Source organism: Chloroflexaceae bacterium, assembly GCA_025057155.1.
Taxonomy (GTDB): Bacteria; Chloroflexota; Chloroflexia; order Chloroflexales; family Chloroflexaceae; genus JACAEO01.
The window spans coordinates 1-21,565 of sequence record JANWYD010000027.1 but is presented as its reverse complement, the minus strand read 5'-3'; the positions used below and the strand labels follow the sequence as shown (position 1 = coordinate 21,565).

General features: G+C 66.5%; 19 protein-coding genes and 1 CRISPR repeat array. Of the genes, 13 read left to right on the top strand and 6 right to left on the bottom strand.

The window, feature by feature from the left end:
- Positions 1 to 126: 126 nt before the first annotated feature.
- The 6 genes from NZU74_18960 to NZU74_18935 all read left to right on the top strand — a co-directional run bounded on the left by NZU74_18960 (position 127) and on the right by NZU74_18935 (position 4,488).
- Positions 127 to 297: a hypothetical protein gene (locus NZU74_18960; protein ID MCS6883414.1), complete on the top strand. Its 171-nt coding sequence runs from the start codon at positions 127 to 129 to the stop codon at positions 295 to 297.
- 50 nt (positions 298 to 347) lie between these two features.
- Positions 348 to 1,415, top strand: a complete 1,068-nt coding sequence (locus NZU74_18955; GenBank protein ID MCS6883413.1) for a phosphotransacetylase family protein — start codon at positions 348 to 350, stop codon at positions 1,413 to 1,415.
- A 134-nt stretch (positions 1,416 to 1,549) separates the two neighbouring features.
- Complete coding sequence (locus NZU74_18950) at positions 1,550 to 1,876, top strand: hypothetical protein (protein ID MCS6883412.1); 327 nt, start codon at positions 1,550 to 1,552, stop codon at positions 1,874 to 1,876.
- A gap of 42 nt (positions 1,877 to 1,918) precedes the next feature.
- The gene (locus NZU74_18945) at positions 1,919 to 2,980 is read left to right on the top strand and encodes a quinone-dependent dihydroorotate dehydrogenase (protein ID MCS6883411.1); all 1,062 of its coding nucleotides are present in this window, start codon (positions 1,919 to 1,921) and stop codon (positions 2,978 to 2,980) included.
- A gap of 108 nt (positions 2,981 to 3,088) precedes the next feature.
- Positions 3,089 to 3,847, top strand: coding sequence for an orotidine-5'-phosphate decarboxylase (gene pyrF / locus NZU74_18940; GenBank protein ID MCS6883410.1), 759 nt, complete (start codon positions 3,089 to 3,091; stop codon positions 3,845 to 3,847).
- A complete protein-coding gene (locus NZU74_18935) occupies positions 3,844 to 4,488 on the top strand; it encodes a phosphoribosyltransferase family protein (protein ID MCS6883409.1) in 645 nt (214 codons plus the stop codon). The genes pyrF and NZU74_18935 overlap by 4 nt, the downstream gene beginning before the upstream one ends.
- 22 nt (positions 4,489 to 4,510) lie before the next feature.
- Here the strand turns inward: NZU74_18935 and NZU74_18930 are convergent, their stop codons facing one another.
- A complete protein-coding gene (locus tag NZU74_18930; protein ID MCS6883408.1) occupies positions 4,511 to 4,753 on the bottom strand; it encodes a hypothetical protein in 243 nt (80 codons plus the stop codon).
- A 304-nt stretch (positions 4,754 to 5,057) separates the two neighbouring features.
- On the opposite strand from NZU74_18930, the gene NZU74_18925 reads away from it, so the two are divergent.
- The 6 genes from NZU74_18925 to NZU74_18900 all read left to right on the top strand — a co-directional run bounded on the left by NZU74_18925 (position 5,058) and on the right by NZU74_18900 (position 9,379).
- Positions 5,058 to 6,170: a glycosyltransferase gene (locus tag NZU74_18925; GenBank protein MCS6883407.1), complete on the top strand. Its 1,113-nt coding sequence runs from the start codon at positions 5,058 to 5,060 to the stop codon at positions 6,168 to 6,170.
- Positions 6,154 to 6,294 (top strand): hypothetical protein, encoded by a 141-nt coding sequence (locus NZU74_18920; protein MCS6883406.1) that lies wholly within the window; start codon positions 6,154 to 6,156, stop codon positions 6,292 to 6,294. The genes NZU74_18925 and NZU74_18920 overlap by 17 nt, the downstream gene beginning before the upstream one ends.
- Positions 6,295 to 6,296: 2 nt before the next feature.
- Positions 6,297 to 6,989 (top strand): hypothetical protein, encoded by a 693-nt coding sequence (locus NZU74_18915; GenBank protein ID MCS6883405.1) that lies wholly within the window; start codon positions 6,297 to 6,299, stop codon positions 6,987 to 6,989.
- Positions 6,990 to 7,217: 228 nt separating this feature from the next.
- On the top strand, positions 7,218 to 7,871 hold the full coding sequence (locus tag NZU74_18910) for a Wzz/FepE/Etk N-terminal domain-containing protein (protein MCS6883404.1): 654 nt from the start codon (positions 7,218 to 7,220) through the stop codon (positions 7,869 to 7,871).
- Between the two features lie 22 nt (positions 7,872 to 7,893).
- Positions 7,894 to 8,556 (top strand): CpsD/CapB family tyrosine-protein kinase, encoded by a 663-nt coding sequence (locus tag NZU74_18905; protein MCS6883403.1) that lies wholly within the window; start codon positions 7,894 to 7,896, stop codon positions 8,554 to 8,556.
- Between the two features lie 49 nt (positions 8,557 to 8,605).
- A complete protein-coding gene (locus NZU74_18900) occupies positions 8,606 to 9,379 on the top strand; it encodes a hypothetical protein (protein MCS6883402.1) in 774 nt (257 codons plus the stop codon).
- A 165-nt stretch (positions 9,380 to 9,544) separates the two neighbouring features.
- On the opposite strand, the gene NZU74_18895 is transcribed toward NZU74_18900, so the two are convergent.
- The 5 genes from NZU74_18895 to NZU74_18875 all read right to left on the bottom strand — a co-directional run bounded on the left by NZU74_18895 (position 9,545) and on the right by NZU74_18875 (position 16,506).
- Entirely contained in the window at positions 9,545 to 11,752 is a 2,208-nt protein-coding gene (locus tag NZU74_18895; protein MCS6883401.1) for a VC_2705 family sodium/solute symporter, read from the bottom strand.
- Between the two features lie 105 nt (positions 11,753 to 11,857).
- Positions 11,858 to 13,045: an ATP-binding protein gene (locus tag NZU74_18890; protein ID MCS6883400.1), complete on the bottom strand. Its 1,188-nt coding sequence runs from the start codon at positions 13,043 to 13,045 to the stop codon at positions 11,858 to 11,860.
- Positions 13,042 to 13,743 (bottom strand): response regulator transcription factor, encoded by a 702-nt coding sequence (locus NZU74_18885; protein MCS6883399.1) that lies wholly within the window; start codon positions 13,741 to 13,743, stop codon positions 13,042 to 13,044. The genes NZU74_18890 and NZU74_18885 overlap by 4 nt, the downstream gene beginning before the upstream one ends.
- An 89-nt stretch (positions 13,744 to 13,832) precedes the next feature.
- A complete protein-coding gene (locus NZU74_18880) occupies positions 13,833 to 14,246 on the bottom strand; it encodes an EVE domain-containing protein (GenBank protein MCS6883398.1) in 414 nt (137 codons plus the stop codon).
- A 685-nt stretch (positions 14,247 to 14,931) separates the two neighbouring features.
- On the bottom strand, positions 14,932 to 16,506 hold the full coding sequence (locus NZU74_18875; GenBank protein ID MCS6883397.1) for an alkaline phosphatase: 1,575 nt from the start codon (positions 16,504 to 16,506) through the stop codon (positions 14,932 to 14,934).
- 665 nt (positions 16,507 to 17,171) lie between these two features.
- A CRISPR array of direct repeats spans positions 17,172 to 18,911; the repeat unit is 37 nt; unit sequence GTTTCAAACCCCTTCAGAGCGGGGCGGTGAGGCATTG.
- 158 nt (positions 18,912 to 19,069) lie between these two features.
- On the opposite strand from NZU74_18875, the gene NZU74_18870 reads away from it, so the two are divergent.
- Positions 19,070 to 21,565, top strand: a 2,496-nt coding sequence (locus NZU74_18870; GenBank protein ID MCS6883396.1) for a WYL domain-containing protein, incomplete at its 3' end; no start/stop codon positions are given.

Sequence of the window (21,565 nt, the reverse complement as noted above, 5' to 3'; positions counted from 1 at the left end):
GTGCGCAGAGGAACGCGGAGAATGGGCTTGGTGCAACTCTCTGCGCCCTCGGCGGTGAATACATATACGGTGAACGTGGACGCCTCTCTTCCCAACACCCCTTTGCAGATCCCGCTGGTGTAGGGTATGATGTCACCACACAACGTCCAGACCGCAGCGTGTCCGGCGCTTACCCGCGAACGCCCGGATGCGCGCCAGAGCCGCGCCGGTCGCCAGCGCGTGTGGCGGCTGCGAGATATTCGCTTCTGTCGTCACACATCCGGGTTGCGAGCGCCGCCGGGAGGCGTGCCACCCTGAATCAACAGCACCCCGCGCGACAGGCACACCCCGTCCCACGGAGGCAGAGCATGGCTACGCTGTATGTTGCGTCAACCGAGACGTTCGTCGGCAAAAGCGCCGTCTGCTTCGGCTTGCTGCGTCGCATGCAGCGCGACGGCTTCAGCGTCGGGTACATGAAGCCGGTGAGCGTTTCGGTGGCTGGCGCCTCCGGCGCCGTGATGGACGAGGACGCCGCCTTCATTCGCGAGATGCTGGCTCTGAGCGAGCCGCTTGACCAGATCGTCCCCGTGCTGATCACCCCTGGCGTGGTCGAGGCGATCCTCCGTGGACAGCACCCCAGCTATACGCGCATCCTGCGCGACGCCTACCTGAATGTCTCGCGCGATAAGGACATCATCGTCCTCGAGGGCACAAACACGTGGTCGGAAGGCGCTCTGGTGGATCTTTCAGCGGATCAGGTAACCGATCTGCTCCAGGCGCCTGGCCTGCTGGTAACGCGCTACGACTCGACGCTGAGCGTAGATACGGTGCTTTCGGTGCAACGCTACGTGGGCGAACGGCTGCTGGGGGTGCTGATCAACCAGGTGGAGGACGCGCAGTTCGAGTTTGTCCGCAACCGGGTCGTGCCATTCCTGGAGCGCCGGGGCATTCCCGTCTTCGCCGTGCTGCCCCGCGACCCGACCCTGGCGGGCGTCAGCATCGAGGAACTGCTGATGCATCTCGGCGGGCAGTTGATCGGCCAGCGCGAGTGGTGTTCCCGCGTCGCCGAGACGTTGATGATCGGCGCGATGAGCGCCGAGGCCAGCCTACCCTTCTTCCGCCGCCGCGGCAATAAGGTGGTGGTCACCGGCGGCGACCGCGCCGATCTGCAACTCGCCGCCCTCAAGACTCATACCAGCGCTCTGGTGCTTACCGGCAACTTCAAGCCGGCGTCCGAGGTTGTGGATCGCGCCGGGGACCTGCAGGTGCCGCTGATCGTCGTCCCCGACGATACCCTGGCCACGGTGGAACGGGCAGAACGTCTCTTTGGCCGGGTGCGCTTCCACGAGGACGCCAAACTGCGCCGCTTCACCGAGTTGCTTGAAGCCAACTTCGATTACCCCCGGCTCTACGATACCCTGGGGATGCGCCGATGAACGCCCCCGGCGTGAACGACCCGCCCTGTTGGAGGCGTGGAGGTGAAGATCAATTCTGTCGGCGAGGCTGTCCTGCCTCCGCAGCGGTGCAGGCGGCCCATCTCCTTATCAGTGGATGAACAGGTCAATAATGTATGTCAGAACAGATCGGTCCGCTCATCTTTGTTGAGAATCCCGATTACCCTTACCCGTTCAACGTGCCCCGACCCCCTCGCTTCTGGATGAACGAGACCACGGGACGGCTGGCCGACGCGGTTGAGACCTATCTGCGGAACGATGAACTGACCGCGGAACAGATGGAGATCCTCAAGATCTACCTGCGCCAGTATATTGAACGGGCGGTTATCGCCGACACGGCCGACCGGCGCAAGCTCCTCGAACAGGTGGAGACGCTCAGGCGCGTGGGCGATGTCGAGCGTTTCGCCGATGCGCTCTCCGAGGCGGGTCTGGAACCGTTTTGAGTCTGAAGTTCACAACCGGCGCCGGCAGCGCAGGCGCCCGCTATGTTCTACAAACACCTGCTCCGTCCCGTCCTTTTCCGAATGCACGGGGGCGACGCCGAAACAGCCCACGAGCGCGCGCTGGCGGCCCTGGCGTTCCTCTCACGCTGGCGACCGGCGCTGCGGGCCTGCGAGCGCCTGCTGGCCTGCCGCCATCCCGCCCTGGAACGCACGGTCTTCGGGGTGCGCTTCCCCAACCCCATCGGTCTTGCCGCCGGCATGGATAAAGACGGCGTTGCCCTGCCGGCCTGGATGGCCCTCGGCTTCGGCCACGTGGAAGTCGGCACGGTCACCGCCGCGGCCCAGCCGGGCAATCCGCGCCCGCGGCTGTTCCGCCTGCCGGCCAGCCAGGCGCTGATCAACCGCATGGGCTTCAACAACGCCGGCGCCGACGCCCTGGCCGCCCGTCTCGCCGCCCGGCCGCCGCTGCCGGCGCCGCTGGGCATCAGCATCGGCAAGTCGCAGCGCGCGCCCCTCGAGCAGGCAGTGGAGGACTACCTGCGCTCCTTTCGTTTGCTCTTCGATTACGGGGCCTACTTCGCGGTCAACGTCAGCTCGCCCAACACGCCGGGGCTGCGCGCCCTCCAGGATCGCGCGCACCTGCATGGGCTGCTGACCGCTCTGCAGAGCGAGAACCGGCGCCTGGCCCGCGAGCGCGACGTCCGCCCGCGGCCCGTCCTGGTGAAACTGGCCCCCGACCTCGCCGAGCCGGCGCTGGCCGAGGCCCTGGAAGTATGCGCCGAGACGGGAGTGGCCGGCATCATCGCCACCAACACAACCATCTGCCGAGACGGGCTGGCCCCCGCCGACCGCGCCCGAGCCGCCGAGAGCGGCGGCCTCAGCGGGCGGCCCCTGCATCCCCTCGCGTTGCGCGTAGTGCGCTTCGTAGCCCGCGAGAGTGGCGGCAGGCTGCCGATCATCGGCGTCGGCGGCATCTTTGGTCTCGACGATGCCCGGCGTATGCTCGACGCCGGGGCCGCCCTGTTGCAGGTGTACACCGGCCTGGTCTACGAAGGACCGGGACTGCCCGGACGCATCTGCCGCGGGTTGCTGCGGGCAAGGTAGTACGATTTTGGATTTTGGATTGGGATTGTAGGTTGAGGGGGCGAAGGTGAATGCAGCTGGCTAGATCCGCGCCAATCCAAAATCTAAAATCCAAAATGGTATGAGGTTATGGCACTATCCCCTGCCCCTCAGCACCTGGCGCCACGGGAGCGCATCCTGGTAGCCCTCGACGTGAGCCGCCTCGACATTGCCCTCGAGCTGGTGCGCGAGGTGCAGCCGCTGGCGGGGGGCTTCAAGGTCGGCCTGGAGTTGTGTACGGCCGCGGGCGCGCCCCGGGTGGCGGAGGCCATCGCCGCCGCCGGAGGGCGCCTGTTCCTCGACCTGAAGCTGCACGACATCCCCAACACCGTGGCCGGGGCCGTGCGCGCCGTATGTGCGTTCGGTCCGGCGGTGCAGATGCTGACGCTGCACTGCCAGGGCGGCGCGGCGATGCTGCGCGCCGCGGTCGAAGCCGCCCGCGCCGCCCCGCAGCGCCCGCTGCTCCTCGGCGTCACCGTGCTGACCAGTGTAGACCAGGCGGCCCTGCGCGATGAACTGGGCGTCGAGGCGCCCCTGGCCGAACACGTGGCGCGCCTGGCGCGCCTGGCGCAGGACTGCGGGCTGGACGGGGTGGTGGCCTCGCCCCACGAGGTCGCAGCGATCCGCGCCGCCTGCGGCGACGGATTACTGATTATCACGCCAGGGGTGCGCCCGGCCTGGGCCGCCAGCGGCGACCAGCGGCGCGTCATGACCCCTGCCGCGGCCCTGCGGGCCGGGGCCGATTACCTGGTCATCGGGCGCCCGATTACGGCCCCGCCGTCAGACGTCGGGGGGCCGGCCGCCGCTGCGGCCCGAATCCTGCGCGAAATCGAAACGGAGGCGCTATGAACGGGGACGACATCCTGGCGCTGCTCGCCAGCGTCGGCGCGCTGATCACGAATGACCACCTGGTGTACACCTCTGGCCGCCATGGCAGCAGTTATGTCAATAAAGACGCGCTCTACCCGCACACCGCCGCGACCGCCGCAGTCTGCGAACGGATCGCGAGGCGATTTACCGGCGCGGGAGTCGAGGTGGTCGCCGGTCCCGCCATCGGTGGAGTGATCCTGGCCCAGTGGACGGCATACCATCTGAGCGCGCTGGAGGGGCGCGAGGTGCTGGCAGTGTATGCCGAGGAGGAAACCGCCGCCGAGGGCAAACGGCGGGTGCTGCGGCGCGGCTACGACGCCCTGACGCGAGGGCGGCGGGTGCTGGTGGTTGAAGATGTCCTGACCACTGGCGGCTCGGCGCGGCAGGTGGTCGAGGCAGTACAGGCGGCGGGCGGCGAGGTGATCGGCGTGGGAGCCCTTTGCAATCGGGGCGGCGTCACGGCAGACACCGTGGCCGTGCCGGAGCTGTTTGCTCTGGTTGACGTGCCGCTGGAAAGTTATGGCGCCGAGGACTGCCCGCTCTGCGCCGCCGGGGTTCCGATTAACACCCAGGTGGGCAAAGGCGCCGCCTATGTGCGAGAGAGACCTGGCCGATCCTGAGGTCGCGCCAGGTCTCCGCACTTTACATCGGCGGCGGACCCCCGTGGAGCTCTTCGACCAGATGCGAACGGGACTCGACCTCGCTCAGGCGCATCGAGGCATAGGTCGAAGCGGCGCGCAGCAGCTCACGCGCCTGGGCGGTCGGAAGCAGCCGGAGATCATCGAAGCCCAGGCCGAGCCCGCGCAGATACTCCTCCATGTATGCGCGTTCAAGATGGCTCTGCGCCATGCGTGGGGATTGATCCTCAAACTCCTGCTCTGTCATACAGCTCCTCCCTCCATAAAATGCAAGTTGCCCGTCGCAGGGCGGGCTGGACGTACCAGGCGCAGGACGGCCAGGCACACACCCCTATAGTATAGGCGGCGGCGGCCGCAGATCAAGCAGTATTACCACTACCTGACGGGATATTCTCGCTACTTGCAACACTTCTGCCAGACGCTTGCACACTCTCTCCGCCAGCGTGCGGCAACAACGCCAGGTTATGCTATCCTATAGCGAAACCTCGCTTCAGGCAGGCATCGAGGACGTGCTCGCTTGCCCCTGGGCGTGCAGGTCACCTCGTCTGCGTATGCGGGTCGCTATCGTTCACGATTATCTTAACCAGTACGGCGGGGCCGAGCGCGTGCTCGAGGCGCTCCACGAGCTGTATCCCGACGCGCCCGTGTTCACTTCGATTTACGACCCGGAGGCGATGCCGGCAGCCTACCGCAACTGGGACATTCGCACCTCATTCGTGCAACGGATTCCAGGGTGGCGCCGGCATTTCCGGCGCTACTTTCTGCTCTACCCGAGCGCCTTCGAGAGCTTTGACCTGCACGACTACGACCTGATCCTCTCCAGCAGCAGCGCCTTTGCCAAGGGGATCATCCCGCGCCCCGACGCGCTACATATCTGTTACTGTCACACGCCAATGCGCTTCGCCTGGCGGAGCCAGGACTATCTGCTCCGCGAGGGGATCGGCGGGTTGCCCGGCCTGATCTTGCCCTTCATGCTCACCTATGTTAGACTCTGGGACGTGACATCCTCTAATCGAGTGGATGTTTTTGTCGCCAATTCGCGCGAGGTCGCCAGGCGCATCAGCCGGTACTACCGGCGCGAGGCTGAGATTGTGCCGCCACCGGTCGATCTGCCGCCGTATGCTCCACAGCCTGCCGCCGAGTACTATCTCGCTGGCGGGCGCCTTATCCCCTATAAGCGCATTGAGCTGGTTATCGAGGCCTTTAACCGTCTGCGCCTGCCGCTGAAGATCTTCGGCGATGGTCGCGACCGGCAACGCCTGGAACGGCTGGCCGGCCCGACCATCGAGTTTCTCGGCTGGGTGGATGAGCCGACCCGGCGCGACCTGTTTAGCCGCTGTCGGGCCTTTATCTTTCCGGGGGAGGAGGATTTTGGCATTACCCCCGTCGAAGCCATGGCCGCCGGGCGCCCGGTAATCGCCTACGGGGCGGGCGGGGCGCTTGAGACGGTGATCGAGGGAGTAACCGGTCGGTTCTTCTACGAACCGACGGCCACGGCCCTGGCTGCCGCCGTTCTGGCCGCGCAGCGCGATCAGTATGATTCGCTGACGATTCGCCGCCACGCTGAATGGTTTGGCCGCGAGCGTTTTCTACGCCAGATGCGCGCGCTGATTGATGAAGCGCTTGCGTTGCGGCAGGAGGAGCGCATTGCGCGCGCCCCCTGACCGACCGGATGCCGCCTCGCTGGCGATGATCGGCCTGGGTCGGGCCGGCAATGCCCACGGCTGGCGGCGCGTCAGACGAACCAGCGCCAGCGGCGCGCCAGCAGATTGCTTACCGGCTTCCTGAGCATGCATCTGTACGAGTATCTTTCCATCCTGCGGCGCTACTGGCTGGTGGTCCTGCTGCCTCCGCTCATCGCTGGCGCGGTCAGTCTGGCCCTGGCCCTGAGCCGCGCCCCGGCTTACCAGGCCAGCGCGCTGGCCCTGGTTTCGCGCGTGCCGCTCTCGGCGTCGGCGCCCTCGCCGCTGCCCGATGTTGACGAGCGATCCACCTGGATGACCACGGAGTACATTCTCGACGATCTGCCCTTTGTCGTGGGCAGCGCCGCCTTCGCCGCCGATGTGCAGGCGGCCCTGGCGGCCGAGGGCTACCCGATAGATGCCGCGACGATCCGCGGCAGTCTGCAGGCCGAGGTGACCCACCGCGCCGTAACGTTCCGCGCCGTCGCCGGCGCCCCGGAAACGGCAAGCGCCCTGCTTCGCGCGACGCTGGCGACCCTGGAGAGCGGCGGGCTGAAGTACTGGGGCCGCGCCTCCGCTGGCGGGCTGCACGTGGCCGTGCTCGATCCGCCCGGGCCGGCGCGTCCGGTCGCTGGCCGCCGCGATGTGGCGCAGGATGTCGCCCTGCGCGCAGCGCTCGCCCTCGCCGCCGGCACCGGCCTGGCCTTCCTGCTCAACGCTTTTGACGACCGGCTGCGCAGCCCGCGCCAGGCCGAACAGTGGCTCGGGGTGCGCGTGCTTGGCGTGATTCCGAAAGAGTGATCCGGCCTTCCCCGGCCCGGCGAGCAGTGATCAACCGAGGTTACTCGACAGTCTGTGAACAACGTTTCCTTGCAGTGCCGCCCCCCTCCCAGCCTCCCCCCGCTGGGGGGAGGAGCCGGAAGCCCTCTCCCAACGGGGGAGGGTTGGGGAGGGGGCGGAGTTACCGCAAGACTTAGTTCACCGACTACCCAGGTCCCTGCCGTAGACGTTTTCACCTCAGGTATGCCTATGCAACTCACAGATTATGTTAATGTACTGATCAAACGCTGGTGGGTGGCGGCTCTCACGCTGCTGGCCGCGGCGGTGGCCGCCTACGGGGTAAGCAAACTGCTGCCCCAGACCTTCCGCGCCCAGGCTGTCTATCTGGCCTTTGCCAACCAGGCTGATAATGGCCTCAACATCGTGCTGCGCAACTCGATGAACAGCTATCGCGAACTAGTGCTGCAACCCGATGTGCTCGACGAGATCAGCCAGCAGCTCGGCTTCGACATCAGCGGCGAACGGTGGATGGAAGACGTGAACATCCAGCCCCGCCCCGACGAGCAGAAAATCGTCATCGAGGTTGACGCGCCCACCCTGGACCAGGCGATGGCCATGGCCGACGCCGTCGGCGCGCGCATCGTCGCCGAAGTCAACCGCATCAATGCCACGCTGGAAGGGACCGCGCGCATCAACGTCCAGCAGATCCAGCGGGCGCGTCTGGTGTCTATCAGCCCCAACACCCGCGTCAATGTGCTCGCAGGGGCCATCCTCGGCCTGATCGTTGGCGTCTTGCTCGTGTTTGTGCTTGAATATCTTGATGACACCCTGAAGAGCAGCGCCGATGTCGAGCGCTTCGTCGGGTTGACGACCATCGGAGCCATCCCGACGGTCGAGAAGTAACAGCCGGGAGGGAGTCGTGTCCGTGAACGGGACCGTCGCCGAACGCGCGCTGATCACCCTGCGCGACCCGAGTTCCGCCGCCGCCGAGGCCTATCGCACCCTGCGGACGAACATTCTCTTCTCCAGCCTTGACCGCCCGCTGCACACGCTGGTGATCACCAGCACCGGGCCGGACGAGGGCAAGAGCACCACCCTGGCGAACCTGGCGGTGACCATGGCCCAGGCCGAGCAGCGGGTATTAATGGTGGATTGCGATCTGCGGCGCCCGAGTCTCCACAGCATCTTCGGGGTGTCCAACGACCGGGGGGTGACCAGCGCCCTGCTGGAGCAGAGTGAGGGGCCGCTGCCCATCCAGGAGACGGGCGTGGCCGGGTTGCGCCTGCTGGCCAGCGGCCCGTTGCCGCCGCGCCCGGCGGATCTGCTCGGTTCCCGCCGCATGGGAGCGCTTATCGAGCGCCTGCGCACCGAGGCCGATATGGTGCTCTTCGACACGCCGCCCGTCGTCGCCGTCACCGACGCCGCCGTGCTGGCTCCCAGGGTGGACGGGGTGTTGCTCGTGTTGCAGGCCGGCCACACCCGGCGCGACCGGGCGCGCGAAGCCCGGCAGATGCTCGAAAAGGTGAAAGCCAACATTATCGGGGTGGTGCTCAACGGCTCGCGCCTGGAGCGCGGCTACAGCTACTGAGGAGCAAGGGGGCGGCCAGGTAACTGGCCGCCGCACTCTTTTAAGGCATATGATTGATCTGCATACCCACATTCTCCACGACTTCGACGACGGCGCCCGGACCCTCGAAGCCGCGCTTGAGATGGCCCGCGAGGCGGCGGCCATGGGCGTCACGATTATGGCCGCCACGCCCCACGGGCGCAGTTCGGCCAACGCTGACCACTCTCGTTACACCGTGAACCTCCTGGCCGAACGGCTCGCCGAGTTGCGCGCCGCCCTGGCCGAACAGGAGATCACCCTCGAACTGGTGCCGGGCACCGAAATCTATGGCGAGGCGGGCGTGGTCGAGCGCCTGAAGACCGGCGACCTGCTGCCCTACGGCAAGAGCCGGGCGGTGCTGGTGGAGTTTCCCCTCACCAGCCCTGCCGACGTGGTTGAGCAGATCATCTTCGCCCTGCAGGTGGCCGGCTACCGGGTAGTGTATGCCCACCCGGAGCGCATGCGCTACGTGCAGCAAGACCCCAACCGCCTCGCGCCGCTGATCGAGCGCGGCGTCCTTATGCAACTCACCGCCGACGCGCTGCTTGGCGTTCAGGGGCCGGCGATGCGCCATCTGGCCGAAACCCTGGTCACCCACCGGCTGGTGCAGATCATCGGCAGCGACGCCCACGGCCCGCACTTCGGGCGCATGCCCAACCTGGGGGCCGCCCGGGCCCGCGCCGCCGAACTGATCGGCGACGCTGAGGCCGACGCGATGACCCGCGTCATCCCGTCCCTGATCCTGAGCGACGGGCCGATTGAGCCGGCGCCGCCGATCCCGGTGCGTAAGGGCGTTAGTCTGTGACGCACCCCCCTGAGCCGGCGAGGAAGCGACCGGCGGCTGTACCTTCGACATGCGGGTAAGGATTTTTGCCTGTGCCGCAACCTTGAGGGTTGCAGCACGGGAAACCGGGTTCTCCCGGCCCATACTGCGACAAACACCCGAATCCGATGACAGGCGAGGAGCGCCTCACGGATAGCGCAGATAATCCACCAGGGCCTCGGTGGCCGGCGTGGGGCGCGGACCGGCCCGGCTCACGATCAAGGTCACGACGAGATTGACCACAACCCCGAAGATCCCCGCCGCCACGTGGCTGATGCCAAACAGATTAAACTCGGGCATGGTGTAGTTCAGGCCCATGTACACCAGGGTTACCAGCAGGCCGCTCAGCATGCCGGCGGCGGCGCCGCGGCTGGTGGCGCCCTTCCAGAACACTCCCAGCACCAGCACGGGGAAAAAAGTCGCTGCGGCCAGGGAGAAGGCCCAGGCCACCATCTGCACGATGATCGCCAGGCGTTGCAGGGCAGTGAGGGCGGCAAGAATAGCCACGACGAGGATCAAGATGCGCCCGAGCCAGAGGCGTTCGCGGCGGCTGGCGCCGGGGTTAAGGGTGCGGTGGAACACATCGTGGGCCACGGCGGAGGCGATCACCATGAGCAGGCCGTCGGCGGTAGAGAGGGCCGCGGCCATGCCCCCGGCGGCCACCAGCGCCGCCACCGTGGCCGGCAACCCGGCGATTTCGGGAGTGGCCAGCACGATCAGATCCTGGTCAATGCTCAACTCGCGGTACTGCAACACCCCGTCGCCATTCCCTCCGGCATCAGGGGCATCGGCAAAGGCCAGCAGGCCGGTGCGCGCCCAGTTCTCCGCCCAGGCCGGCAACGCGCCCGCCGGTCGCCCGACCACGTTCTCCAGGATCTCCCAGCGTGAGAAGGCCGCATACGCTGGCGCGGTGAGGTAGAGCACACAGATCCAGGCCAGCGCCCATCCCACGCTGCTGCGGCTTTCGCGCACTGTGGGGACGGTGTAGAAGCGCACCAGGATGTGCGGCAACCCGGCGGTGCCCAGCATCAGGCACAGGGTCAGGGCCAGGTAATTGAGCGGCGACCAGTCGTTAAAGGGCGCAGTGTAGCTCCGCGTAATGCCCTGGCTCACTTCCAGGGCCTCGATATTGCGCAGCGCCTCGCCATACATCAACTGCGGCAGAGGCACCCCCGTCAGTTTGAACGAGAGCCAGGTCACCGGCACCAGGTAGGCAAAGACCAGGATGATCCCCTGCACCCCCTGGGTCCAGGTGATCGCTTTCATGCCCCCCAGGAACGAACACAGGAGCACCGCCGCAAGGCCGACAATCACGCCGAGCATGTAGTTGAGGCCCAGAAAGCGGCTCATAATAATGCCCACGCCGGTGACCTGGGCGGTCAGATAGGTGAAACTGATGATCACACTGGCGACGGCGGCGATCACCCGCGTCAGCGCTCCGGGATAGCGCGCGCCAATGAAATCGGGAACGGTGAACTGGCCAAACTTGCGCAGGTAGGGCGCCAGGAGCAGGACCAGAAGCACATACCCGCCCGTCCAGCCGGTAATGTAGGCCAGACCCTCATAGCCCAGCAGGAAGAGCGCCCCGGCCATGGAGATGAACGATGCGGCGCTCATCCAGTCTGAGCCGGTCGCCAGGCCATTGAGCACGCCGGGCACGCGCCGCCCGGCGACGTAGTATTCATCCAGGCGATTGGTGCGGGCGCGCAGGCCGATCACGGCATAGATGGCAATGGTGAGAAACAGGAAGACCCAGCCGATCAACGGCGCCGGCAGGCCGTAGTAGGCGTCAATCGCCCCTACGACCGCAACGAACGCGATAAAGCCGGCGATAAAGACGGCATAGTTGACGAGCAGGCGGGTGCGGTAGCGGCGCTGCTCGGGCGTATTGGCGGTATAGACGCCAAAGCGCCGGTCCAGACGGGCCATGCGCCAGCTATAGATGACAGTGAGCGCCACAAAGAAGAGGAGCGCCCCCTGGCCGCTGAGGTAGTAGCCCAGGGGAAAACCGGTCAGCACGGTGATCGAGTTCAGCGCCGGGGCCAGGAGCGCGGGCAGGGTAAAGCTGAACAGCCAGATGAGCAGTATCGGCCCGATCAGGCGAAGGTTGGCGCGCCAGTAGGCGCCCAGCCAGGGCGGGGCGGCAGGCAGCGCCATTTCATCGGTGGGCGACGCCTGGGGCAGGCGCAGCATTCCCGGCCCGGCCGGCAGGGACGAAACAACGCTCTCGTTGCCGGGTTCGCGGATGCGCTCCATCGGCGGGAAGAGCCGGTCAATCACATAGAGCGCCACGGCGAGCGAACCGCCGATGATCAGGAAGAGTTGAAAGATGCCCAGCAGGATCTGTGAAGTCATGGGTCTGTACGGCTGTGCCGCGTGACGCCGTAACGCAATGCTCTGCATTGCGCTCGCCGGAGAACCCAGGTCGCACCATACCTCTTGAGGTAAGCGGATAACGGATCAACCGGCAGGCAAGGCTTCAGGCTGCGCCTCGGCAACCGGCAGCGCCGCGCTCTCGGCCGGCACCACGGGCAGGGTGAAGCAAAAGGTCGTGCCCTTGCCCGGCCCATCGCTCTCAGCCCAGATCTCTCCTCCCTGAGCATAGACCAGGTGCCGCGCGATGGCCAGACCGATGCCGCTGCCGCCGCTTTGCCGGGCGCGAGATTTGTCAACCCGGTAGAAACGCTCGAAGATGTGCGGGAGATGCTCGGGGCTGATGCCGATGCCGGTATCGCGCACGGCAACGATGACCATCTTATCTGCCACATCGGCGACCAGGGTCACCTTCCCGCCGGAGGGAGTGTAGCGGTAGGCATTGGAGAGGATGTTGATCAGCACCTGGTTCACCCGGTCGGGATCGGCCCAGACGGGGGGCAGGTCAATGTCGAGGTGCAAGCTCAGGGTAACCTGATTGGCGCGGAAGAGCGGCTCGAACTGGGCGACCACCTCTTCGAGCACCCGCTGTAGATCGGTGCGACGGGCCACAACCGGCAACTGGCCCGCCTCCACCCGCGAGAGCAACTCGAGGTCCTCAATCAGGCGCTGCAGGCGATTCGACTCGTGCAGGATGAGGCTGAAGGTCTGGGGGCTGGGCTCAATCACCCCGTCAAGCAGCCCCTCCATGTAGCCGCCGATCGTCGCCAGGGGGGTGCGCAACTCGTGGGTGACATCGGCGAGCAGAGCCAGGCGGCGGCGCTCGGTCTGGTCAAGGGCATCGGCCAGTTGATTGACGCTCTGGGAAAGCTGGGCGATCTCGTCATCGCTGCTGATGCGGATGCGCTCGCGGTAGAAGCCCTGCGCCAGGCGACGACTGACGACCGAGAGGGTCAACAACGGTTCGACAATCCGCCGCGAGACGAAGAGGCTCACTACTACGGCCGCGGCCAGCGCGGCGAAGCCGCTGACGAGCAGGGCCTGCTGGAGCACCGTCTGGAACTGCTCGGCGGACGTCGCCGACGCCATGGCGGCGCCAGCGGCGGGCAGGCGACCCGTTTCGGCGGCGGCGGCGCCGACGTTCAGCGGCGCCACATAGACCAGACCGATGCGGGCGATAAAGCCGGCCGTGGCGAGCAGCACCACATCGGCGATGATAATAATCACCAGGTGGGAGAAGAAGAGCTTCCAGCGAAGTTGATGGTACCATCTCATCGCTGACCACCGACAAACTTGTAGCCGACGCCGCGCACCGTCTGGAGCAACGGCGCGCCATCGGGGTCATCTTCGAGTTTGCGGCGCAGGGTGCCGACGTGTACATCAACGACCCGATCAATGCCGGCGAAGTCCGGCCCCCAGACGCGGCGCAGCAACTCTTCACGGGTAAAGACGCGCCCCGGATGGCTGGCCATGGCGTAGAGCAGGTCAAACTCGCGGGGGGTCAGATCGATCTGGCAGCCGCTGCGCAGCACCTCGCGCCGTTCAGGGTCAATGCTGATGTCGCCAAACTGCAACACCGGCCGTTCGGCGAACTTCTCAACCGGCGTGCGAGCGCGGCGCAGAATGGCCTTGACCCGCGCGACCAGCTCGCGGGGACTGAAGGGCTTGGTGAGGTAGTCATCGGCGCCGACGGAGAGGCCGATCAGCTTATCCACCTCATCGGCGCGAGCGGTGAGCATCAGCACATAGACCGCCGTCTCCTGGTGCAGGCGCCGGCAGACTTCGATCCCATCGAGGCCGGGAAGCATCACATCGAGGATGACCAGATCCGGGCGCAGGCTGCGCGCCAGATTGAGCGCGCCGGGGCCATCGAAGGCCCGGTGCACCGCGAAGCCCTCCGCGGTCAGGTAACTGGCCACCAGGTCCACAATCGGCTGCTCATCGTCAACTACCAGGATCGTCGCTGCCTCCATCGCAGCACCTCGCGCGGCTATGCGTAGTGATCCTATTGTAAGGCCACCATCTTTCTAGATACGCACCAGCGGAACCAGGACCAGGGGCATCATACTTCCAGACCGGCCAGCGCCAGCAAGCGGGACCATTGCTCAGGCGTGACCGGAACCACCGAGAGGCGGCCCTGACGCACCAGGGCGAACTCAGTGAAGAAAGGGTCGGCCTTAATCGTTGCCAGATCAACCGGGCGCGGCAGAAGACGGAGCGGGCGCACATCCACCACTACCAGCCGGGGGTCATTGTGTTGCGGATCGGGATACGGCGCGCTGGTCACCTCGGCCAGGCCCACCGCCCGGCGCTCATCGCCGGTGTGATAAATCAGGGCCTGATCGCCGGGCTGCATCGTCCGCAGATGTTTCAGCGCGACGTTGTTGGTCACCCCGTCCCACACCGTACCGCCCTCGCGCGAGAGATCGGCGTAACTATAGGCTTGCGGCTCGGTCTTGAGGATCCAGTACCCCACCGGGCTGCTCCTTGCGGGCCAATGAGATGGATGCATTGTAAGCCGCGCGGCGGGGCTATGTCAACCGGCGCGGGCCAAAGTTGACACCTTTGCACCGACCAGGCCGGACGAGCGTGGAACTCTTCGGAGCGGGGCAGGGGCGCAGAGAGCACTGAGGAGGCAGAGAACACTGAGTGGTCTTGTGAACGATGGTTTGCAGCAACTCCGCCCCCTCCCCACCCCTCCCCCGCTGGGGGAGGGCGTCCGGCTCCTCCCCCCAACGGGGGGAGGCCGGGAGGGGGGCGGAAAGGCCGAACTCTTTACAGACTACGGAGTTCGCTGTGAACGAAGGTTTGCAGCAACTCCGCCCCCTCCCCCGCCCCTCCCCCGCTGGGGGAGGGCGTCCGGCTCCTCCCCCCGACGGGGGGAGGCCGGGAGGGGGCGGAAAGGCCGGGAAACTTCCTGTCCAGACTACTGAGTGGTCTGTAAAAACGCTAAACTCCCACCTCCTCCGCAACCCCTCTCAGGGGTAGGGTTTTTCGCGGGAGAAGGGGTTTTCGGCATTCCGATGCGCTTGCGATCCTCACCTCCCCTCTCCCTGAGCGGGAGAGGGGGGAGCCGGGCGTCCCAATGCCCCGGATGGCGAATGCGACGCACACCTGAGGAGGGTCTGAGAGGGCTACGTCCTCCGGGACCTTTCATCGTCTCAACGGCTCGGTGCGGTCTGGCCAACCGAGGAGGGCAGAGCGCGCCCGAACAGGCTCAGGTACATCAGGCGATAGACGTCGGTGTTATCGAAACGGCCACTGAAGGTCCGCCGCAGCTCGCGGGCGTTCAGGCCCTGCGCGCGGGCGACGATGCCGCCCATCACGTCGGGCGTGCCAACCCAACTCACCGCAAAGGCCATAGGCTGACCGTAGGCGTTGGGTTCAGAGATAAACGGCGCGGTACCCCGCCCGTAGCGACCATCCAGGGGGAAGGCGACGTTCTGGGCTGCGACGCCGGTCGGATTTCCATTATACGTCCCGACGTTCTGATCCGCCCTGACAGCGCCAATCTGCATACCACCCGCGTCACTGTCGGCGGCGGTAAGGATCAGGGTGTTGTGTCTCTGCGCCTGGAACTCCCGTGCCAGGGCGATAATTTCGTTGGCATGCTTGAGACCGGTGAGCGTGCCAATTGCGTTGTTGCTGTTGCCGAAGTTGTCAACGCTCTCCGTTTCGGCAACCATCATAAACGGCTTGCCCGCCTGCCGCGCGCAACGTTCGATAATTGTCAGCGCCAGCGCGAACATCTCGCTGGCAGTAGGAGGATTGTAGCCGAGCGTGCCGGGAGCGCTGCCGAAGAGGATCAGATTCGTGCCCTTGGCGTCGGCGGGGATGGACGGATCGACCAGGCCGGCGCTGATCAGACGCTCCTCCGGCACATCGTTGAAGATGTCATCAGCGGCGAAGAGGCCAAGCACAAGGGGCGCATAGGCGCGGTCGCTTTGCACGCGTTCGCGCAGTGCCTCGAACTCGGCGCGCGTGCGCACGATAACATAGCCCCTGGCTTCAAACTCCTTCAGCAGATTGCGGCCATCCTCCCGGCTGGGACCGGCGCCGGTGATCGGGTCGGTATGGACGGCGCAATCAAGGGTGACGTTGCCAGGTGTGCACGGCGGCGTGCCGCGCGGCAGGAAGAAGGCCTCGCCACCGCTAAGCATCACATGCGGTGGCGCCTCGCCCTCAAAGCCAGGGCGGCCATCAATGAACTGTCGCACGATCTCATTATCCAGATTACGGTTGCCCACCTCGGAGACAAAGGCGGCGGTTCCGGGTTCAGCGGCGTCGCCATCGTTCACCAGCGCCACCGGATAGCCGTTGTTGATCGCTTCGCGCGCAATGCTCCCCGGATAGCCGGAGAGGGCCAGGATGCTACGCGCAGCATCGCCATCGCCGTCCTTGCCAAAGGAACCCAGACCTTCAACCTTATAGCCAAAGGCGTGGGTCGTCGCGCCGCCATTCGAGGTGCCGGTCAGAATATCGGCCATATGGCCGCGATACGCGGCCATTTCGGGCAACATATCCCACGGGCTGAAGGCATCAGGACCGTACCAGTAGGTGCGCGCCGCGCCCCAATGGTTAATACCGGAGCCATCGGGATGAATGAAAATGACGTTACCGGTGCGCCCTGGCTCGCGCAGTTCGGGCATACCGGTGCTGGCGACCGTCGCCGAGACGGTCGCGACAATCAGGAGACCAACAGCGGCCAGACCGAGCATACGCCTGGAGATGTGCATAACCGGACCGATCCTTTCCTTGCTTTCAGGTAGCAAATTCCCCATGCCATGCGCAAGAGCGCGGCTTCACGAGGCGCCGGGGGGCACTGTTAGCGCAAAGCCCGTTCTCCACCGTCCAAGTCTGACGCAGCCCAGGCAGCCGCAGGATTGCGGCATCAATGGGTTACGACAAACTCGACCGTACCGCTCAGGCTGTCGGGGTTACCTGAAGCGCGCCCGGAGGGAGGGAGGCTATAGCCCCAACGATGTAGCCTGACATCCTGATTGCAACGAGTCCGGCGGGAAAAAGCACGGATCCAGCCCCTCCGCCCGAGGGGTTACAGCCTGGTCGTTAGACTACATGTTTCCAGCCGCCGGATGGAGGGAGATAGCACGATGATGCACACCAGAGTCAGGCTGCATTAGCAGGATAAGGCGCCTCTTTTAACCTGATTTGAATAAAAGGTAAAAGCATGGTTAGCAGTTAGTAAAGGGAAAAAGCGTCAACGCATTATGGGCATGCCGCATAGCATGCTTCGATCAGGTAGCGATAGGCAGTGGGGCACTGAGGTCGCTGAGGCCGCTGAGACCGCTGAGACGGCTACGGTTTACCCCCCTCCAGCGTGAGGAGGTGAAGGCGGTGGGACGCCGAGCACGCTGAGGCCGCTGAGACCGCTGAGAACACCGGGTTGCCCCTCGTCAGAGCCGGGCGGTGAGGCGTTGGGGCGCTCACGACTGAGGGCGAACCCCTAAGGTTGTTTCAAACCCCTTCAGAGCGGGGCGGTGAGGCATTGAACTATGGTTCTTGGGTGGGGCATATGACAGTAGGGAGTTTCAAACCCCTTCAGAGCGGGGCGGTGAGGCATTGAATTCACACCGTCATCCCGCCCGGTTTGTCCCTCACGTTTCAAACCCCTTCAGAGCGGGGCGGTGAGGCATTGCTGGTCCTTCTCCTGATTATGACGGCGGGGTGTTACATCGTTTCAAACCCCTTCAGAGCGGGGCGGTGAGGCATTATAGTGCCGCCAGGATTGTCCGTCGAATGCAGGGACGCGTTTCAAGCCCCTTCAGAGCGGGGCGGTGAGGCATTGAAGCTCTATGCGTACGCGCCTCTTGCTGGTCCTTCTCCGGTTTCAAACCCCTTCAGAGCGGGGCGGTGAGGCATACGGTGACGGCAACAGTGACGGAGACGCCGGTTGAAATAAGTTTCAAACCCCCTCAGAGCGGGCGGTGAGGCATTGGCTCCGGCGTCGGGCATTTCCCGTCGCCGAATAGGGCAGTTTCAAACCCCTTCAGAGCGGGGCGGTGAGGCATTGAAAACTTTCAAATTCGCAGTTTTGGCCGCTTTGGCGTTTCAAACCCCTTCAGAGCGGGGCGGTGAGGCATTGGCCTCCCACGGGCACGCCGGTGCCGCCCCCCACGGGCGGTTTCAAACCCCTTCAGAGCGGGGCGGTGAGGCATTGGTGCGGACGCCACGCCGTACCGGCAGGCGCTAATCATGGTTTCAAACCCCTTCAGAGCGGGGCGGTGAGGCATTGATGGTTCACGGTGTGCCGAGACCAGCCGCGGAGACGCGTTTCAAACCCCTTCAGAGCGGGGCGGTGAGGCATTGTGCTCACATGCCTGGCATTGGCATGTGGGGCTCCGAGTTTCAAACCCCTTCAGAGCGGGGCGGTGAGGCATTGATTCCCCGAAAGGAGGGGGATATGGATGTGGTAAGAATGTTTCAAACCCCTTCAGAGCGGGGCGGTGAGGCATTGGGGATCAACTACGGCAATCGCTGCGCCGAGGTAAACCCGTTTCAAACCCCTTCAGAGCGGGGCGGTGAGGCATTGGCGCCGAGGTAAACCCCCGATGGCGTCGCCACGGGGGGTTTCAAACCCCTTCAGAGCGGGGCGGTGAGGCATTGTTTCCCGAGGAGGGGAATATGAAAAAGTGGCTCGTGTTTCAAACCCCTTCAGAGCGGGGCGGTGAGGCATTGTGCTATTCGTGCTTGCATGTGGGACCGTCGACTACGGTGTTTCAAACCCCTTCAGAGCGGGGCGGTGAGGCATTGCGAAGTTCAGGCGCGGGGAGACCTTATTGGTCTCAATGTTTCAAACCCCTTCAGAGCGGGGCGGTGAGGCATTGCTAGCGTGTAGAACTGTCGACTACGGTAATCGCTGCGTTTCAAACCCCTTCAGAGCGGGGCGGTGAGGCATTGGGAGGGGAATATGAAAAAGTGGCTCGTGTATCTGTTTGTTTCAAACCCCTTCAGAGCGGGGCGGTGAGGCATTGCCGCGGAGACGCGGCTGGGTTAGGCGGCGCTATTTTCGTTTCAAACCCCTTCAGAGCGGGGCGGTGAGGCATTGGAGCAGGGTACACCGTGGACTACGGTTCACGGTGCGGAGTTTCAAACCCCTTCAGAGCGGGGCGGTGAGGCATTGCCCCTCGCACCCGGGCCGGGCCGCCGCGAGGCGTTCCTGCGCGCTTGCCCGGTTCGGCCAGCGTCCATTGTCACTGTTGCGATTTGCGTTTCTGGCCCCCGGCGCCTATGATGCACCCAATATCTACAGTATAGCAGGTCATCCGCCGGAGGACAAGTATGAACCGCTGGGCCGCCGCCCTCGCGCAGTCGCCCCCCACCCTGCTGCGCCTCATCGCCGCTACCCATCGCGTCTCCCTGCCCCGCCGCTGCCCGCCCGAGGAGCGCCTGGCTCGCCTCCGCGCCGCCCTCTGTCGCCCCGCCGCCCTCCGCGCCCTCTACTGGGCCCTCGACCCCGCCGAACGCGACGCCCTGCAAGCCCTGCGCGCCTGCGCGGGCGGCCTCCGTCCCGAAACCCTGGCTGCCCGCTTTGGCCCCATCCGCCCTCTGAACCAGTTGCGCGCCGACCCCGCGCCCCGCTCGCTCAGCGAGCGCCTGCTGCTCCTTGGCTTGCTCCTGCCCCGCCCTGCCGCGCCGTTCCATCCCCCGCGCTACCTTGTGCCCCCCGAGGTGCGCGCCTGGTTGCCCGCCCCGCTTCCGCCCGCGTCTCCACCGCCCGACCCCGCCGTGGCCGAGCCGCCCGTTCTGGCCGCTGTTACTGCGCTGCTCCTGGCTGCCGCTGAACGTCCCCTACCCGCGCGCCAGGACGGGCGTCTGACCGCCGCGGCCCGCCGCGCCCTGGCCGCGCGCCTGGAGCCCCTGGCCCCCGACGAGGCCGCGGCGCTCTGCGACTGGACCCTGCCGCTGCTGCTGGCCCTGGGGGCCCTGGCCCGCGATCGGGCCGCCCTGACCCTCGGCCCCGCTGCGCCGCGCCTGCTGGCCCTGCCGCCCGCCGAGCGCCTGGCGCGCCTGCGCGCCGCCTGGGAGGCGCTGCCGCGCCCCGATGCCTGGCTGGTCGCCTTGCGGGTGCGCCTGCGCGGGCTGGACGCCCCGGCGCTGCGACGGCGGCTGCTGGCCTGGGCTGCCCATGTGCCGCCGGAGGCCGCCGAACAGCCGGACCGGGCCTACGCGCGTATGGCGGCGGCTCTGGGGCCCCTCGCCGATGGCGTGACCCATTGCCTGAGCGGGCCCTCCCGCCGCGGGCCCTGGACGGCCCGCCGGGCCGCCGCGGTGTGGGGGGCGGCCTGCGCAGGGCCGCTGCGCTGGCTCGGCGCGCTGCCGGGGGCGACGAGTGGAACTGTAGAGGTGTGGAGGTGTGGAGGTGTGGAGGTGGATGCCGATCGGACACGATGTTCGCATGGCACGCAGCCTGCGATGCACGCTGATGTTCCGCTTGCCGAGCCGGGGGACAACCTGTGCATGTCTCGACGACTCCCCATCTCCACCACACCTCCACAGCTCCCCACCTCCACGGTTCTCCACCTCCACAGCTCCCCACCTTCCCACCTCAACAGCTCTCTACCTCCCCACCTCCCCACCTCCCCACCTCCACAGCTCCACACCTCCACACCTCCACACCTCCACACCTCCGCCCCCTCGGTCTGGACCTGGACCCCTGACGGGCGCCTGCACCTGCCGCGCCGGGCGGACCTGCTGGAGGCGCTGGCGGTGGCGGCCTTCGGGCACTGGGAGGCGAGCACGGCCACAACGCTGGTCTACCGCCTGGGACCGGCGGAGGCGGCGGCGGCGATCAGCCGCGGACACGACCCGGCGCGCCTGGCGCTCACCCTGGCCCGGCGCGGCGGCGCGCCGGCGTCCCTCGCCGAGACGCTGCGGGCAGCGGGGGGGCTGCGGCTCGCGCGGCGGACGGTGCTGCTCAGCGATGACCCGGAGGACCTGGCGCGGGCGCTGCGCCGGAGCCGGGCGGCGCGGCGGGCGCTGGAGGCGCAACTGGCCCCGGGGGTGGCGCTGGTGGCCCCAGGGCGGGAGCGGGCGCTGGCGCGGGCCCTGGCGCGGATCGGGCGGGCCGTGCCCGCGCCGCCGGAGGAGCGACCGGCGAGCGGGGCGGCGCCGGAGGGCTTGACCCCGGCAGAACGGGCCGGGTTGCTGGCGGCGGCGCGGTTCTACGCCGCCGCAGCGCCCCCGGGCGCGCCCCTGCCGCCGCTGGCCGCAACCCTGGCAAAGCTGCGGGCCGGGCTGCCCCCGGCGCTGGCGGCGGATAGTATTGTGGAGGTGTGGAGGTGTGGAAGTGTGGAGGTGGATAACGATCTGAAATCATGTTCGGATGGCAATCAGCTTGCAATGCAGGCTGATGCTCCGGTTGCAGAGCCGGGGGGCGACCTATGCATATCTCTACGGCTCGACAGCTCCACACCTCCACAGCTCCACACCCACACCTCCACACCTCCACACCTCCACACCTCCACACCCCCCGCGGGGGCGCTGCGCGAGACGCTGCGCCGGGCGTTGCGGCGGCGGGGGGTGGTGCGGCTGTGGTACCAGGGGGCGCACGATGCGACGCCACGGGAGCGGATGGTGCGCCCGCTGCGGCTGGAGGAGCACGGGCCGGTGACCTACCTGCACGCCTACTGCCTGACGGCGCGGGCCGAGCGCTGCTTCCGGCTGGACCGGGTGGCGGTCATTGCCGACGCGGTGGAGCGCAGCGCGCCGCCGCGGCGCCCGCGGGGGCGCCGCCGGTCTGTCGGCCCGCCGGCGGCGGCCACGGGGCGTCTGGCG